The organism is Segatella sinensis, from assembly GCF_040095255.1.
GTDB lineage: Bacteria > Bacteroidota > Bacteroidia > Bacteroidales > Bacteroidaceae > Prevotella > Prevotella sinensis.
Genome location: NZ_JBBNGE010000006.1, coordinates 27,066 through 42,389, shown reverse-complemented (window position 1 = coordinate 42,389; position 15,324 = coordinate 27,066). Strand labels below are relative to the sequence as shown.

Sequence of the window (15,324 nt, the reverse complement as noted above, 5' to 3'; positions counted from 1 at the left end):
CGCAGAGTTATCGGAAACATTCTTGCTTTTCGATAACTCCGCGTATTCCGATGAAGAATATCACATGAAAAACTTCTGGTATTCGTTTTCGAAATTCGGAGTGAAAACACCCTTGCCGATGTTTTCCTTAATTTCTTCCTTACTCCAAAATCTACCACCAGACAACTCTTCCTGGCTCGGCTTCACTTCACCATCATATACACAACGGTGAACATACACCAGCTCCTTTTCTCTCTGACTCTCAAAGACATAATGTCCTAAAGACTCCGGTTCGAAATCGGTGATACCCAGCTCCTCCCTCACTTCACGATGAAGCGCCTGGTTCACACTCTCGCCTAAATCCACATGTCCACCACAGGCAGTATCCCACTTATCAGGCTGGATATCCTTCCATGCCGGACGGTGCTGGAGATACAGTTCTCCCTTACTATTGAATACATGCAGATGAACCACAGGATGCAATATCTTGCATCCATCATGGGCATGACCTCGGGTGATGGCACCCAGGATATTACCCATTTCATCTACTATCGGAAATTCCTCGTTCTTATTATCTGTCATATCTATTATTATAACGTTATTTATTATTTATAACGTTCCGTACTCCTCAGAATAGCGGAGCATCTGGTCGGTATAGTTCTCCTCGTAATCGAGATTTACGTCGATAGGATTACCCTCTTCATCATAGACCAGCGTCATTTTAGGATTGATGAAACCCTTGTATGGAGCCAGATTCAGTTTCTTGTATCTCGCCAGAATCTCGCGATGCAAGTCTGGATCGATATTCACGGCATACTTCTCTACCAACTGGCGTGCAGCCTCGAAATCTCCCTCGCTCTTGATTCGCTGAATCTCTGCAAGGAGTTCTCCGAAGAGATGACGGAGTTTCCCGTAATCATTCACCTTCACATAGGTGCGGGTGGTTACGATATTTCCCTCAGCATCCTTCAAGGCTTCCTCGGCAGAAGCATAGCTTACTTCTTCCGTAACCAGTTCCACGGCTCCCCCGGCATGCTCCAGCGTCCACCAGGCAATGAGGGCACGGTTTCTCATGTGCGCCTCCTCTATCTTGTCACCCTCCTTGATTCGGATAGTCTGGGTGAGCAAACCGTTCATCAGATAGCTGTAATACTGTGCCTTGTAAGCTTCATCATTCGGAGTCAGCCCCAACTCAACCAACTTATGGTCAGCCACATAGTACAGACCGAAAAGATCGGCTCTCGCCTCCTCTATCGTGTTGCCATACGCCTTCAGGGCATCAGGATCGGTGCCAGGAAGAAGCTGACCGCTGCCGTGTCCCAGACACTCGTGAAGGTCGGTATGCAGGTCGTCGGTGATATCAGCATACTGATTCATCAGCGCCACAGTCTCCTCATCGATGACAAACTCATCTCTGAATCCGTTGCCCTGAGCCGCCTTGTTGTAGGCATCAGTCAGGTTGCCGATGGTAACGCTCTTCGAACCGTGCTCCTGACGGATCCAGTTGGCATTAGGCAGATTGATGCCGATAGCCGAAGCAGGATATTCCTCTCCGCCGAGCATCGCCGCACAGATTACATTGGCGGTAACACCCTTCACCTCCGGTTTGCGGAAACGTGGATCCACAGGCGAATGATCCTCAAACCACTGAGCATTCTTACTGATGGTCTGGGTTCGCTGGGTAGCCTCCAGGTCCTTGTATTCCACGATACCCTCCCAGGTACCTTTCAATCCCAATGGGTCGCCATATACCTCGATGAATCCGTTGATGAAATCCACCATGCCTTCGTGCTGCTGCACCCAGGCGATGCTGTATCGGTCGAAATCCTCGAGATTACCGGTGCGATAGAACTTCACGAGCAGGTCGATGACATGCTTCTGTCCCTCATTTTCAGCGAATTTCTGCGCCTTGAGCAACCAGGAAACGATTTCCTTGATAGGCTCACTATAGAGTCCATCCTCCTTCCACACCAGCTCAATCATCTCGTTGTTGCGCTTGGTGAGCTTGGAATTGAGTCCGTAAGATGGCGGTGTCGGGTTAGACACATCCTTCAATCGGGCATAGAATCTCTCCACTTCCGCCTGAGTCACATTCTCATAGAAGTTGCAGGCAGAAGTCTTTACCAGGTCTTCGCCATCGGTCTGGTTCACTCTCTTCGGCATCACCTCTGGATCGAAGATGACAGGTACGAGCTGAGCGAGGAGATCTTCCTTGCTCTCTCCTCTCTTGAGGGGCAACTCATCCTCAGAGATTTCCTCCATCAACTGATAGAAGAATTCCTCAGAGAATCCCGGCTTGAATTTCTCGCAGCCATAATGATGATGGATGCCGCTGGCAAACCATATGCGCTTCAGATATACTTCGAAAGCCTTGAATTCTTCGGAATCGCATACAGAAGAAGTTTCGATTTGAGTAGTAGAATCGCATACTGTCTCTGTGTTTTCGATAGCCTCTCCGATTGTGCCCTTGTAATGGCGATAGATTGCCTCCAGGGTTTTGCGAATGCGCAGGTTGTACTTTCCCTGCTGGTCGAACGTGATGTCACGTCCCATCAGGGTAGCCTTTGCCAGGCTGTAAATATACAATTTCTGATTGAGCGACAATGCATCGAATCCCTTCAGCTCGTAACGCAGCATCTGGATGTCGGCAAAGCGCTCGTGGGTGTTTACATTACAATTTGCCATGTTCTAAACCTTTATTTCTAGCGCAAAAGTACGACAATTATTTGGATTTTCAAACTTTTCAGCCAACTTTTCTTATTTTATTGAAAGAAATGTAATAAATCTCCCGTTTTTTACGTAACTTTGCAGGAATATCCAATGTAAAAGAAGAAAAATAGTTAAGAAATATGCAAATCAACGAGATATTGAAATCTTACTTCGGATACGATTCCTTCCGCCCCAACCAGGAAGCCATCATCCGGGAAATAATGCAAGGTAACGACTGTCTGGTGCTGATGCCGACGGGCGGAGGAAAGAGTCTGTGCTATCAGGTTCCGGCGCTGGCAATGGAGGGAACAGCAGTGGTCATTTCGCCACTCATCAGTCTGATGCACGACCAGGTGGAAGCCCTCAAGGCGAACGGCATTCCAGCCGAAGCTCTCAACAGCGGCAACGATGTAACCGATGATCTCATCATCCGTAGAAGATGCGAAGCGGGCGAACTGAAACTGCTCTATGTCTCTCCCGAAAAACTTCTCAGCGAGATACCTTATCTGTTCTGCAACATCAAGATTTCGCTCTTCGCCGTAGATGAAGCCCACTGCATCAGTCAGTGGGGCCACGACTTCCGTCCGGAGTATTCCCAGCTCGGACTCCTTCACGAGAAATTCAATGGCGTGCCGGTGATGGCGCTCACGGCTACAGCCGATAAGATTACCCGAGAGGACATCATCAACCAGCTGCATCTGAACGGCCAGACCTTCGTGAGCAGTTTCGATCGTCCGAACCTCAGTCTTACCGTGCGCCAGGAAAGTACGAAGAAGGAGAAACTGAAATTCATTTACCATTTCATCGCCCGTCGCCCAAACGAGGCAGGCATCATCTACTGCCTCTCGCGCAAGAATACGGAGATGGTGGCAGAGGCTTTGCAGGAGCATGGCATACAGGCAGAAGCCTATCATGCCGGACTCTCCGCCCAACAGCGAGCCTCTATACAGGAGCGTTTCAAGATGGACCAGATAGAAGTGGTGTGCGCTACCATCGCCTTCGGAATGGGTATCGACAAGGGCAATGTGCGCTGGGTGATTCACTACAACATGCCGAAGAGCATCGAGAGTTTCTATCAGGAGATAGGACGAGCCGGAAGAGACGGCGCACCTGCCGATACGGTATTGTTCTATTCGATGGCAGATGTCATCACCCTCCGTTCTTTCTGCGAAGAAAGCGGACAGAAATCGGTGAATCTGGAAAAACTGAGAAGAATGGAAGAATACGCCGAATCGAGAGTCTGCCGAAGAAGAATCCTCCTGAATTATTTCGGAGAGACTTCCAGTAAGGATTGTGGTCATTGTGATGTCTGCAACAATCCTCCACGTACCTTCGATGGTACCGTGCTTACCCAGAAGGCGCTGAGTGCCGTGGTAAGAGCGGGCGAAAAGATTGCCGTGGGCACCTGCATCGAGATATTGAGAGGCATGCAGACTCCTGCCATTACGCGAAATCACTATAATGAGTTGAAGACCTTCGGTGTGGGCAAGGATGTGAGCGTGCGCGATTGGCAGGCATACATGCTCCAGATGCTCCAGATGGGTTTCTTCGAAGTGGCGTATAACATGCATAACCAGATGAAGGTCACGCCATTGGGCTGGAAGGTTCTCAAGGGAGAACACCAGGTTTCGCTGGTGATAGTTGAGAATGAAGAGCGGGCTCCTCGTCAGCAAAGGGTCAACAGACCTTCAAGAGGAAGCAGCATCCCAGTGGTGCATGCAGAGCGTGTGATTTTCGAGGAAGAAATGTCGGGTGTAGAAGATAAGAAGCTCTTCGAGTATCTGCGTAAGATCAGAAAGAATCTTGCCGATGAACAGGGCTATCCTCCATACATTGTATTATCAGATAAGAGTCTGCACGAATTAACGAGGATGAAGCCAACCACCCTCCAGGCATTCGGTCTCATCAGCGGTATCGGCGAATTCAAGATCAAGAAATACGGCGATACATTTATCAAAGCCATCAAGAAATATACAGGCAAATAGCCTATACTCCACTCGCCCTGAAAGGGCGTGTGGGGATAACAAGAAAAAACAAAACATAAAAAAGAGGTAACCTGGGCCAACAAGTTACCTCTTGATTTTGAAACAACGGCTTGGAAAGCTTAGTTATTCACGCTGCCTCCCACAATATCTAGCAATTCATTCGTAATGGCCTGTTGACGACTCTTGTTGTACTGAAGATTCAGTTCACGCAAGAGCTCATCGGCATTATCCGTAGCAGTCTGCATGGCAACCATACGGGCTGCATGCTCACTCGCCTGACTATCCAACAAAGCAGTGTAAACCATCAGATGAAGCTGCTTAGGAATCAATACACCCAAAACAGTCTCCAGATCCGGCTCCACGATGAAGTCATCGTTCAGAGGATGCGCCTCTGCACGCTGTCTTTCATCCTCACTAGCCTGCTTCTTGCGCAGATACTCCTGAGCCTTCGCCGTAGCCACATTCGATGTGAGGTCACGGTCGTTGTCCTCTCCTATCGCCTCTGTGCTGAGGTCGATAGGCAGGAAAGTCTTCTGGGTCAGGATCTGCGAACCGGCACTCTTGAAGTGGTGATAGATCATCTCCACCTTGTCGAGTTCACCAGCAGCATACTGCTTGGCAAGCTTGCGGGCGATGTCGGCACAAGCGCTTGAATTAGGATGATCGGCAAGATCCATGAAGTTACCGCCAATCTTCAATCCCAGCTTCTGTGCCTTCTCAGCCACCTTTCTGCCGATAGGATATACCGTGATGTCGTCAATGCCATGAGCCTTATACTCGTCCACCGCCTGAATCATCATCTTGATGACGTTGGAGTTGAAACCACCACACAAGCTGCTGTTAGAGCTATATACGATGAGAGCCACACGTTTGATTTCCTTGTGCTCCACCTGCAACTCATGGTCCACATTCGGAGTACTCACCAGGAAGCTCTTCAGGATATGCTCCAGCATATTCTCATAAGGCAGCATATTCTGGATAGCTACCTGAGCATGATGCAACTTGCTGGATGCCACCATCTTCATCGCACTCGTAATCTTACGGGTACTATTGACGCTGGCGATGCGAGTCTTAATCTCTTTTAACGACGGCATAGGCTATTACGCTTTATATTGTCCTGCTACATTAGCCATGGTATCCTTGATCACCGCAATGCAATCGTCGGTGAGTTTACCATCAGCCAAAGTCTCGATTACATCGGCGTGCTGGCTGCGCATAGCGTCGAGGAACTGATCCTGGCAATCGCGAACCTTGTCCATTGGCACGTCGTGCATCAGTCCGTGCACACCACAATAGAGGATAGCTACCTGCTCGCCCACTGGCATAGGGCGATACTGAGGCTGAACCAGCAACTGGTCGTTCTTTCTACCACGGTCCAGTGTCATCGCTGTTACGGCATCCATATCGCTAGAGAACTTAGAGAAAGCCTCCAGCTCACGATACTGAGCCATATCAATCTTCAGGGTACCAGCCACCTTCTTCATACTCTTGATCTGGGCAGAACCACCTACACGAGATACAGAGATACCTACGTTGATAGCTGGGCGGAAGCCCTGGTTGAAGAGGTCGGTCTCCAGGAAGATCTGACCGTCGGTGATGGAAATCACGTTGGTTGGGATGTAGGCAGAAACGTCACCTGCCTGGGTCTCGATGATTGGGAGGGCTGTCAAAGAGCCACCACCCTTCACCTTGCCCTTCAGGCACTCAGGAAGGTCGTTCATCTGCTCGGCTACCTCCTGCTGGTCGTTGATACGAGCGGCACGCTCCAACAGACGAGAGTGGAGATAGAACACATCACCAGGATAAGCCTCACGTCCTGATGGACGGCGGAGGATCAGTGATACCTCACGGTAAGCCACAGCCTGCTTACTCAAGTCATCATATACTACGAGGGCTGAGTAACCGCGGTCGCGGAAGTACTCACCGATGGCTGCACCGGCGAATGGTGCGTAATACTGCATGGCTGCAGGATCGGCAGCGGTAGCACTTACGATGATGGTATATGGCAGGGCGCCGTGCTCCTTCAGGTTCTGTACCAATGCTGCAACGGTAGATGCTTTCTGACCGATGGCTACATAGATACAATATACAGGCTTGCCTGCCTCATAGAAACTCTTCTGGTTGATGATGGTATCCACTGCGATGGCAGTCTTACCGGTCTGACGGTCGCCGATGATCAACTCACGCTGTCCACGACCGATAGGAATCATGGAATCCACAGCCTTCAAACCTGTCTGCAGAGGCTCCTTTACTGGCTGACGATAGATCACACCAGGAGCCTTACGATCCAGCGGCATCTCGAAAGCGCCGGTGAGATCGATATCACCCAGACCGTCGATAGCCTGACCCAGAGGGTTAACGACACGACCTAAGAAGTTGTCGTTCACGCGGATAGAAGCAATACGGTGAGTACGCTTCACGCTCTGTCCCTCCTTGATGCCAGCAGTAGGACCTAAGAGGACACAACCTACATTGTCTTCCTCAAGGTTCATGACGATGGCCATCGTGCCGTTTTCGAACTCAAGAAGCTCATTAGCCTCGGCATTGCGAAGACCGTAGATACGAGCCACGCCATCGCTGACGGTAAGCACGGTACCCACCTCGTCAAACTGCTGAGAGCCATTCACCTCCTGGAGCTGCTGCTGAAGCACTTCAGACACCTCACTTGGTTTAATTTTATCTGACATTTTGTTATTTACTTTGAAATTTGAACTTTGAAATTTGAACTTGATGATTACCTTTATTATAAAGAAGTAACCCTTTCCGTTCTCTTTTCGTTTTACTTTTTGAGCTGTGTCAGAATGTTGTTGAGCTTGGTCTTCACGCTCGCATCCATTCTGTAAGTATCATACTCAAGGATGAAACCGCCGATGAGATCAGGGTTCACCTCAGTCTTGAACTCCACAGTACCTTGCGTTCTCTGCTCCACCATCTTGCGCATCTTGTCCTCCGTAGAGGCGTCAACGGCAGTGGCGGTGATCAGCTTACCGCGGATGATGTTCTTCTGTTTCCTGTAAAGAGTGATATACGAAGCAGCCATGAATTGCAGGGTGCTCTCCCTATCCTCCTTCAGGACGAGTGCGATGAACTTCTTGCTCAGATCCGATGGGTTCTTACCCAGGGCTGTGGTGAGAAGCGCCTGCTTCTTGTCCTTGGAAAGCATAGGGTTGTCTATCGTAAATCTCAGTTCAGGCACGTCGATGTAGCTCGTGTAGAGCGTCTGCATCTCCTGGTACACCTGATCTTCGAGCTTCATGCCGAGTGCTGCCTTGATGAGGGCACGGGCATAACGCACCGATATTACACCGATATCCATAAGCTTTACTGTTTGTTGTCAGAAGAAACCTCGTCCAGCAGTCGATTTATCATATCCATCTGTGCCTTGTCGTCAGAGAGCTTAGCCTTGAGCACTTTTTCTGCAATCTGTACAGAGAGCTCAGCAACCTGTCCACGGATTTCGCGGATGGCATTCTGCTTTTCTGTCTCAATCTGTGCCTTGGCATCAGAGAGCAGACGAGCGCCCTCTTCGCGAGCCTTGTCCTGTGCTTTCTCTACGATGGCATTGCGGGTGTCGGCAGCCTCCTTGAGGATGGCAGCCTGCTTCTCGCGAGCTTCCTGCAAGATGGATTCACCTTCTTTTTGGATATTGGCAAGCTTCTCGTTGGCTTCGTGAGCTTTCTTCAGGCTCTCGTCGATGAAGGCCTTACGATCGGTCACCATCTTGATGATGGCTGGGAATCCAGCCTTCCAGAGGATAATGAAGACGATGATGAAGACCAGTGTCATCCAAAAAAGCAAACCGCTATCAGGAATCAATAAATCCATATATACTGGTTAAAGTTTTACTTAAACGTTTTATTTTAATTAACTCTGGAAAAGGTCACCCACCCGCCCTCACAAAGAGAGAACAAATCCCGAGAGCATCAGATATCGGGCCATTCTACAGATTCGTGAGAATGAATCGCGGCGGGAGGGGTGATATTCCTTTTTATTACATAACGATAGCCAAGATGGCGATGATGACTGCGAAGAATGCAACACCCTCAACCAACGCAGCTGCGATGATCATAGAAGAACGGAGATCGCCCATCTTCTCTGGCTGACGAGCCATAGCGTCCATAGCCTGGCCACCAATGCGACCGATACCAATACCTGCGCCAATAGCGGCCAAACCTGCACCTACTGCGGCACCCAACTTTGCAATCTCTGCTGCTAATAAAAGTGATAACATAATCTTAATAATTTAAGTTGTTAATATTTTCTATGTTTATAATTCTATTTTACGATTTCTGGCTCAGCCTCATGAGACTTTACATGAGCCAGCGAGATGAATACTGCACTCAGCATGGTGAATACCAATGCCTGAATGTAGCTTACCAATACTTCGAGGAGCATCATAAAGGCGCTCATCGCAACACTTACTATTGTCATACCCGTACCTGCCACATAGTTGGCGATAGCATTCTCACTGATGTTGAACATGATGAAAATGATAGCCGCAAACGAAAGTGCGATGGCGTGACCCGCCATCATGTTGGCGAAGAGTCGGATAATCAGAGCCAGCGGTTTCGTAAAGATTCCGAAGAGCTCGATGAATGGCATCAGTGGCACTGGCACCTTCAACCACGTTGGTACCTCCGGCCAGAAGATTTCCTTCCAGTATTCCTTGGTACCGGTGAAGTTGGTGATCAGGAATGTCGTTACACCGAAGAATACGGTGCAGGCGATATTACCCGTCAGGTTACCACCACCTGGAGGGAATGGTACGATACCCATGATGTTCGCCACGAAGATAAAGAAGAAGCAAGTAAGCAACCATGGTGCGTACTTTGGGGCTTCCTTACCCAGGGTGGCCTCAATCACATCGGTATATACCGACATGATGAACATGTGCATCAGTCCCACAAATCCCTTTGGTGCAGGGTCATCCACCTTGTGCTTCCTGCACCAGCGGGCTGGTATCAGGACACACAGCAACAGGATGATAGCATCGATGAAGAGCACGCAAACGGTCTTCGTGATGGAGATGTCAAGCGGACGAACCTCCTGGCCTCCCACCTTCTCTACTATCTTGTTGGGATTCGCCTGCGCATCAGCGTTCTTGATCACCAGGTTGAAAGGTCCTGGACGGTCTCCATTGGCATCCTTCTCTTCCGAGAATTCGCTGCTGCAGAACACGTGCCAGCCTGTGGTGGTGTTTACGATGACAGGCAGATGAATCACTACGGGATGGTCTCCCACCTTTGTGATATGCCATTCATAAGAATCCTTGATATGACCCCACAATATCTCTTTCACGTCGATGTTTTCCTTGGCCGATACCTGCAGAGGTGCCAGCGTGAAGAGCAGCATCGCCATCAAGAGGAATTGCTTGAGATGTTTCATATTCTTTAATTCTTACTTTGTTTATTAATTATTTGTCTCGAGCCGCATTAAGAGAGGCGGCTCTTTTTCTCTACCCGAGCGAAGTAGATGCAGTCGAACACGAGAAGCATGACATAGAACAGGACGAAGATGACGGTGAATCCCAGGATGTTCTGCCTGTCGCATACCAGCACGTAGATGAGGAACACCAGCGTACCAGCCATCAGCTTCAAGACCAGTGCCGCCAAGTAGAACTTGGCGAGATTGGCAGGAGATGATTTAGCCACAGCCTTCCAGGCTTCGCCATAAGCAGTACTTGCAACGAGCGAGAATATCGCACTCACTATCAGCGGGTTAACCACCTGGGCAATGATATCATCGCATTGTGCAGAGATTCTGCAGCTGAAGAGGATGGCGAGCGCCATGGCTGCTGTCATCCACAGAGAAATCTGCTTGTACTTGATACCTGCCTGCCTGATAGCCTGCAAGCGCATCTTTTCATCTTTTTCCATGATCTGTCTTGTCAATATTGAGAATTATGAATTCTTAATTTTATACTTCTACGCAGAGGCTTACTTCGTTTTTCTTACATTCCACGAATCCGCCCTTGATATTCATTGCCTGCTTGCCTTCCCTGGTGGTGTATTCCACCTTGCCCACTTCGAGCGAAGAGATGATTGGCGCGTGATCCTTGAGAATCTCGAACGAGCCGAGGGTTCCCGGAACCAGTACGCTCTCGACCTCACCCTGGAAGACTACTTTCTCAGGAGATACTATCTTTAGCTGTAACATAAGCCGTGGATTTAAAGATTACGCCTGTGCTGCTGCGAGCAACTGCTTAGCCTTCTCCTTCACATCCTCGATAGTACCTACGTTGAGGAATGCCTGCTCTGGCAGGTCATCCACCTCGCCGTCGAGGATGGCGTTGAAGCCCTTGATAGTCTCTTCGATAGGTACCATCACACCCTTCAGACCGGTGAACTGCTCTGCTACGGTAAATGGCTGACTCAGGAAACGCTGTACACGGCGTGCACGGTTCACGGTCAACTTATCCTCATCAGAAAGCTCATCCATACCGAGGATGGCGATGATATCCTGCAACTCGTTGTAACGCTGCAGCAACTGCTTTACTCGCTGTGCACAGTCGTAGTGAGCCTTGCCCACGATCAGTGGGTCGAGGATACGAGAGGTAGAACCCAGTGGATCTACGGCAGGATAGATACCCAGAGATGCAATCTTACGAGAAAGCTCTGTGGTGGCATCCAGGTGAGTAAAGGTGGTGGCTGGAGCAGGGTCGGTCAAGTCGTCGGCAGGCACATAAACGGCCTGTACAGAGGTGATGGAACCATTCTTGGTAGAAGTGATTCGCTCCTGCATGGCACCCATCTCAGAAGCCAGTGTTGGCTGATAACCTACGGCTGATGGCATACGGCCCAAGAGCGCAGATACCTCAGAACCAGCCTGGGTGAAACGGAAGATGTTATCGATGAAGAACATGATGTCGGCAGCCTCACCGTTCTTGCCTCCGTGGTCACGGAACTCCTCGGCAACAGTCAAACCTGAAAGCGCTACTGAAGCACGTGCCCCAGGTGGCTCATTCATCTGACCATACACCAGGGTAGCCTGACTCTTGGCAAGCTCCTCAGGGTCAACGAGTGAGAGGTCCCACTTACCTTCTTCCATAGCTTTACGGAACTTCTCGCCATACTTGATAACGCCAGACTCGAGCATATCTCGAATCAAGTCGTTACCCTCACGGGTACGCTCACCTACACCAGCGAATACGGAATAACCGTTATGTCCCTTGGCAATGTTGTTGATCAACTCCATGATGAGCACCGTCTTACCTACACCGGCACCGCCGAAGAGACCAATCTTACCACCCTTCATGTAAGGCTCGAGCAGGTCGATCACCTTGATACCGGTGGCAAGCATCTCCTTGTGCGTAGAGAGCTCGTCGAACTTCGGAGCCTCGCGGTGGATAGGATAAGCACCCTTCATGTCCAATTCGTTCATACCATCAATAGGCTGCCCGATTACATTCATCATACGGCCCTTGATCTGCTCTCCGGCAGGCATCATGATTGGGTTGCCTGTAACGGCAACTTCCAAGCCACGCTGCAAGCCGTCGGTGTTGTCCATGGCGACACAGCGAACTGTATCCTCACCGATGTGCTGCTGCACCTCGATGACCAGGTCGCGTCCGTCTGGGCGTTTCACCTTCAGAGCTTCGTGAATTTTAGGAAGCACCTTCTCAGGGTTCTCGCCCTTGGTATCGAAATATACGTCGATAACCGGACCGATAATCTGCGAGATGCGTCCACTTACTTGTGACATAAGCTTATTAGTTTAAAAGTTTATTTTATATATATATGTTTCGTTCTTTTAGTATCCGAAGTTCGTGATATCGGACCCGGAAACCTGGAAATTAGATATTCCAGGAAAGACGTCCTACAACCTTTCAAGGAAACGATGGAATCAGGATATCCGAGAGTCCGAATCACGAATTTCGTTATACGCCTGCAAAAGTAACAACAATTTACGGAAACCGCAAATTTTTCGGAAGTTTTATTTGTATTTTGCTCCGTTTTAAAACTTTTTTAGTTCCGTTTAAACCATTTTTACCTTTGATACATTTACTATTAGTAATGCCGATAGCAACATTAGATGCTCAACTCATCCAATACCTTGATCAGCTTGCGGTCGAATGGCTTGTCTGAACGGATGGCCTCAGAAAGCGGTACGTAAACCACCTCGTTGTTGCGGACACCGATCATCACGTTGCGCTGACCCTGCATGATAGCCTCGATGGCACCGCAACCGGTACGGCTGGCGAGGATACGGTCGCGGGCTGATGGGCGACCACCACGCTGCAGGTGACCGAGGATAGATACACGTACGTCGAATTCAGGGAACTCCTTGCGTACACGGTCGGCATAGTAGAGCGCACCGCACTTAGGACTCTCAGACACGATGACGATACAGCTCTTCTTAGACTTGCGGATACCGCGCTCCATGAACTGAGCCAACTGGTCAACATCGGTAGAATCCTCTGGGATGATGGCAGCCTCTGCACCGCTGGCGATGGCTGAGTTCTGTGCCAGGAATCCGGCATCACGGCCCATCACCTCGATGAAGAAGATACGCTCGTGGCTCTGCGCAGTATCACGGATACGGTCCACGCACTCTACGATGGTATTCATCGTAGTATCGTAACCGATGGTGTTGTCAGTGCCATAGAGGTCATTGTCGATAGTACCAGGCAGACCGATGCAGCAGACATCAAACTCACTTGCGAAGTTCATAGCACCGGTGAGCGAACCGTTACCACCGATTACCACCAGCGCATCTATTTCCTCTTTCTGGATATTCTCGAAAGCCTTCTGTCGGCCCTCTGCTGTCATGAATTCCTTAGAACGTGCAGTCTTCAGCATCGTACCGCCGGTACCGATGATACCGCTCACGTTCTCTGTGGTGAAAGTCTTGATCTCGTCGTTGATCAGTCCATCGTAACCACGATAGATACCCTTCACGGTGAATCCGTTGTAGATAGCCGAACGGGTCACCGCACGGATCGCTGCATTCATACCAGGAGCATCGCCTCCAGAAGTCAAAATACCTATAGTCTTAATCTTTGCCATAACTATATATACCTTATTATATTATATATTAGTGATACATTAATAAAAAAATATGCTTTCTTGTTGGTTCCGGGATGCGTGTTACATCCCCTTTTCTTCTTTAGAACTTTCTGAATCTCTTTCGTCTGATTCTACTTCATGAATCTCCTGAATCTCTTCCGTTTTCAGATTCTTTCTTTTCTTCTTCAGATATGGTTGTTTAAATCATTAAGTAAACGGCTCTTCCCATCAGGGTGTGCGAGAGCCAGAGGATAGCGAGGCCAGCCACGCCACCCACGAGGGCCTTCCATCCGATATTGCGGAAGAACCAGCCCATGCGCATGTGCTCCATCTTCATCAAGGCGAGACCGCTGATGGTACCGATGCCCAGCACATTGCCTCCTGCCATTACGCAGTAAGCGATTACCTGCCAGTAGAGACCGTTGGTATTATATACCGAATCCATGGCATAGGTAGGGTCGCCCAATCCCATCACATCGTGCAATGAGAAGAAGTTCATGGCGGTGGCAAAGTTGTCGAGTACCGTACTCAGCACTCCGGCAGCCACGCCATGCAGCCATACATTAGGGTGCGACTCACTGGTTCCCAGCCAGCTGGAGAGGTCATAGAAGGCACCCGTCTCCTTCACCACGCCCACGGCAAGAATCATTCCCATCACGAAGAGGATCATCTGAACCACACCGTATTGCAGCACTCTAGGGGTACGACGCTCCACCATCGCATCCATGTTCATGAGCTTGCGATTGAAGATCTCGTTCACGATCCAGAGTACGCTGAGCACGCACAGGGCGCCCAGGAACGGGCTGAGCTTGGTGATGTTATGGAAGGTAGGGATAAACCACAGACCGCCGATTCCCACGAGGAGCATCAGCAGTCTCTGCCACTTGTTCAGGCGGGTATCATCGCCACGGAAAGGCATCACAATCCACTCTGTCTCAACTCTTTCGGGCAGCATACGCTGCATCAGCAGGGTTGGAATCAACCACGCTGCAAGACAAGGGAGGAGTAATGAAAAGGAGAAAACGGTGGCTGTAACAGCCCCTGAATTCCAGAGTACCAGACCTTCCGGGTTACCAATCACGGTGAGCGCACCGCCACAGTTGGCAGCTACGAGGATGGCGCTTCCATACACCATTCTCTGTCTTCTGCTCGGGATGATGCTATGCATCATGGTGAGCATCATCACGGTGGTAGTGAGGTTATCGAGATTGATGGAAATCAGGAATGTAACGATGGCGAGTGTCCACAGCATCTTCTTGCTGCTGCGTGTGCGAAGCAACTGGCGCACGAAGTCGAAGCAGCCGTTGTTGTTGAGGATTTCTACGATCGTCATCGTAGCGAGCAGGAACATCACGATCTCCGCTGCCCTACCCACCTGTGGAAGGAAGATGTGTCGGGAGATGAAGTACTTGACAGAAGTACTGGTTGATTCCATTTCGCTGAAATTGAGGAAGCGGGTATAATCCGCTGAATGCTCGCTAGTTACGAAGTCCATACCGAAGCATATATACAGCACCCATCCCACCGTTCCGGCGAAGATAGCCACGGCAGCACGGTTTACTTTGGTCACGTTCTCAGTTGCAATGAGCACGTAGGCCAGGATCAGTATGGTTAAAATGACTAGTGTCATATCTACTCAATCGTTA

14 protein-coding genes are annotated in these 15,324 nt (G+C 49.7%); 1 reads left to right on the top strand and 13 read right to left on the bottom strand.

Features of this window, described 5'->3' with window-relative positions; all coding sequences use genetic code 11:
- Positions 1–60 precede the first annotated feature (60 nt).
- Both AAAT87_RS02825 and AAAT87_RS02820 read right to left on the bottom strand, forming a co-directional pair.
- Positions 61–561, bottom strand: a complete 501-nt coding sequence (locus AAAT87_RS02825; RefSeq protein ID WP_293550898.1) for an NUDIX hydrolase — start codon at positions 559–561, stop codon at positions 61–63.
- 27 nt (positions 562–588) lie between these two features.
- Positions 589–2,664: a dipeptidyl-peptidase 3 family protein gene (locus AAAT87_RS02820; protein WP_349225557.1), complete on the bottom strand. Its 2,076-nt coding sequence runs from the start codon at positions 2,662–2,664 to the stop codon at positions 589–591.
- 164 nt (positions 2,665–2,828) lie between these two features.
- On the opposite strand from AAAT87_RS02820, the gene recQ reads away from it, so the two are divergent.
- On the top strand, positions 2,829–4,673 hold the full coding sequence (gene recQ, locus AAAT87_RS02815; RefSeq protein ID WP_298532557.1) for a DNA helicase RecQ: 1,845 nt from the start codon (positions 2,829–2,831) through the stop codon (positions 4,671–4,673).
- Between the two features lie 119 nt (positions 4,674–4,792).
- On the opposite strand, the gene AAAT87_RS02810 is transcribed toward recQ, so the two are convergent.
- The 11 genes from AAAT87_RS02810 to AAAT87_RS02760 form a co-directional block, all read right to left on the bottom strand.
- Positions 4,793–5,767 carry a F0F1 ATP synthase subunit gamma gene (locus AAAT87_RS02810; protein ID WP_296971303.1) on the bottom strand — a complete coding sequence of 325 codons (975 nt, stop codon included), beginning with the start codon at positions 5,765–5,767 and terminating at the stop codon, positions 4,793–4,795.
- Positions 5,768–5,773: 6 nt separating this feature from the next.
- On the bottom strand, positions 5,774–7,360 hold the full coding sequence (atpA, locus tag AAAT87_RS02805) for a F0F1 ATP synthase subunit alpha (protein WP_117663061.1): 1,587 nt from the start codon (positions 7,358–7,360) through the stop codon (positions 5,774–5,776).
- 92 nt (positions 7,361–7,452) lie between these two features.
- Positions 7,453–7,989, bottom strand: a complete 537-nt coding sequence (locus AAAT87_RS02800; RefSeq protein WP_089543451.1) for a F0F1 ATP synthase subunit delta — start codon at positions 7,987–7,989, stop codon at positions 7,453–7,455.
- 5 nt (positions 7,990–7,994) lie between these two features.
- A complete protein-coding gene (gene atpF, locus AAAT87_RS02795; protein WP_296971300.1) occupies positions 7,995–8,498 on the bottom strand; it encodes a F0F1 ATP synthase subunit B in 504 nt (167 codons plus the stop codon).
- Between the two features lie 166 nt (positions 8,499–8,664).
- A complete protein-coding gene (atpE, locus tag AAAT87_RS02790) occupies positions 8,665–8,904 on the bottom strand; it encodes an ATP synthase F0 subunit C (RefSeq protein ID WP_006846851.1) in 240 nt (79 codons plus the stop codon).
- A 44-nt stretch (positions 8,905–8,948) separates the two neighbouring features.
- Positions 8,949–10,058 (bottom strand): F0F1 ATP synthase subunit A, encoded by a 1,110-nt coding sequence (locus AAAT87_RS02785; RefSeq protein WP_349225556.1) that lies wholly within the window; start codon positions 10,056–10,058, stop codon positions 8,949–8,951.
- Between the two features lie 47 nt (positions 10,059–10,105).
- Positions 10,106–10,549: a hypothetical protein gene (locus AAAT87_RS02780; RefSeq protein ID WP_296971298.1), complete on the bottom strand. Its 444-nt coding sequence runs from the start codon at positions 10,547–10,549 to the stop codon at positions 10,106–10,108.
- A gap of 40 nt (positions 10,550–10,589) precedes the next feature.
- A complete protein-coding gene (gene atpC / locus AAAT87_RS02775; protein ID WP_089543455.1) occupies positions 10,590–10,829 on the bottom strand; it encodes an ATP synthase F1 subunit epsilon in 240 nt (79 codons plus the stop codon).
- Between the two features lie 18 nt (positions 10,830–10,847).
- The gene (gene atpD / locus AAAT87_RS02770) at positions 10,848–12,374 is read right to left on the bottom strand and encodes a F0F1 ATP synthase subunit beta (protein WP_295024330.1); all 1,527 of its coding nucleotides are present in this window, start codon (positions 12,372–12,374) and stop codon (positions 10,848–10,850) included.
- Positions 12,375–12,700: 326 nt separating this feature from the next.
- Positions 12,701–13,678 (bottom strand): 6-phosphofructokinase, encoded by a 978-nt coding sequence (pfkA, locus tag AAAT87_RS02765; protein ID WP_089543457.1) that lies wholly within the window; start codon positions 13,676–13,678, stop codon positions 12,701–12,703.
- A gap of 199 nt (positions 13,679–13,877) precedes the next feature.
- Positions 13,878–15,308 (bottom strand): SLC13 family permease, encoded by a 1,431-nt coding sequence (locus AAAT87_RS02760; RefSeq protein ID WP_349225555.1) that lies wholly within the window; start codon positions 15,306–15,308, stop codon positions 13,878–13,880.
- Positions 15,309–15,324 lie beyond the last annotated feature (16 nt).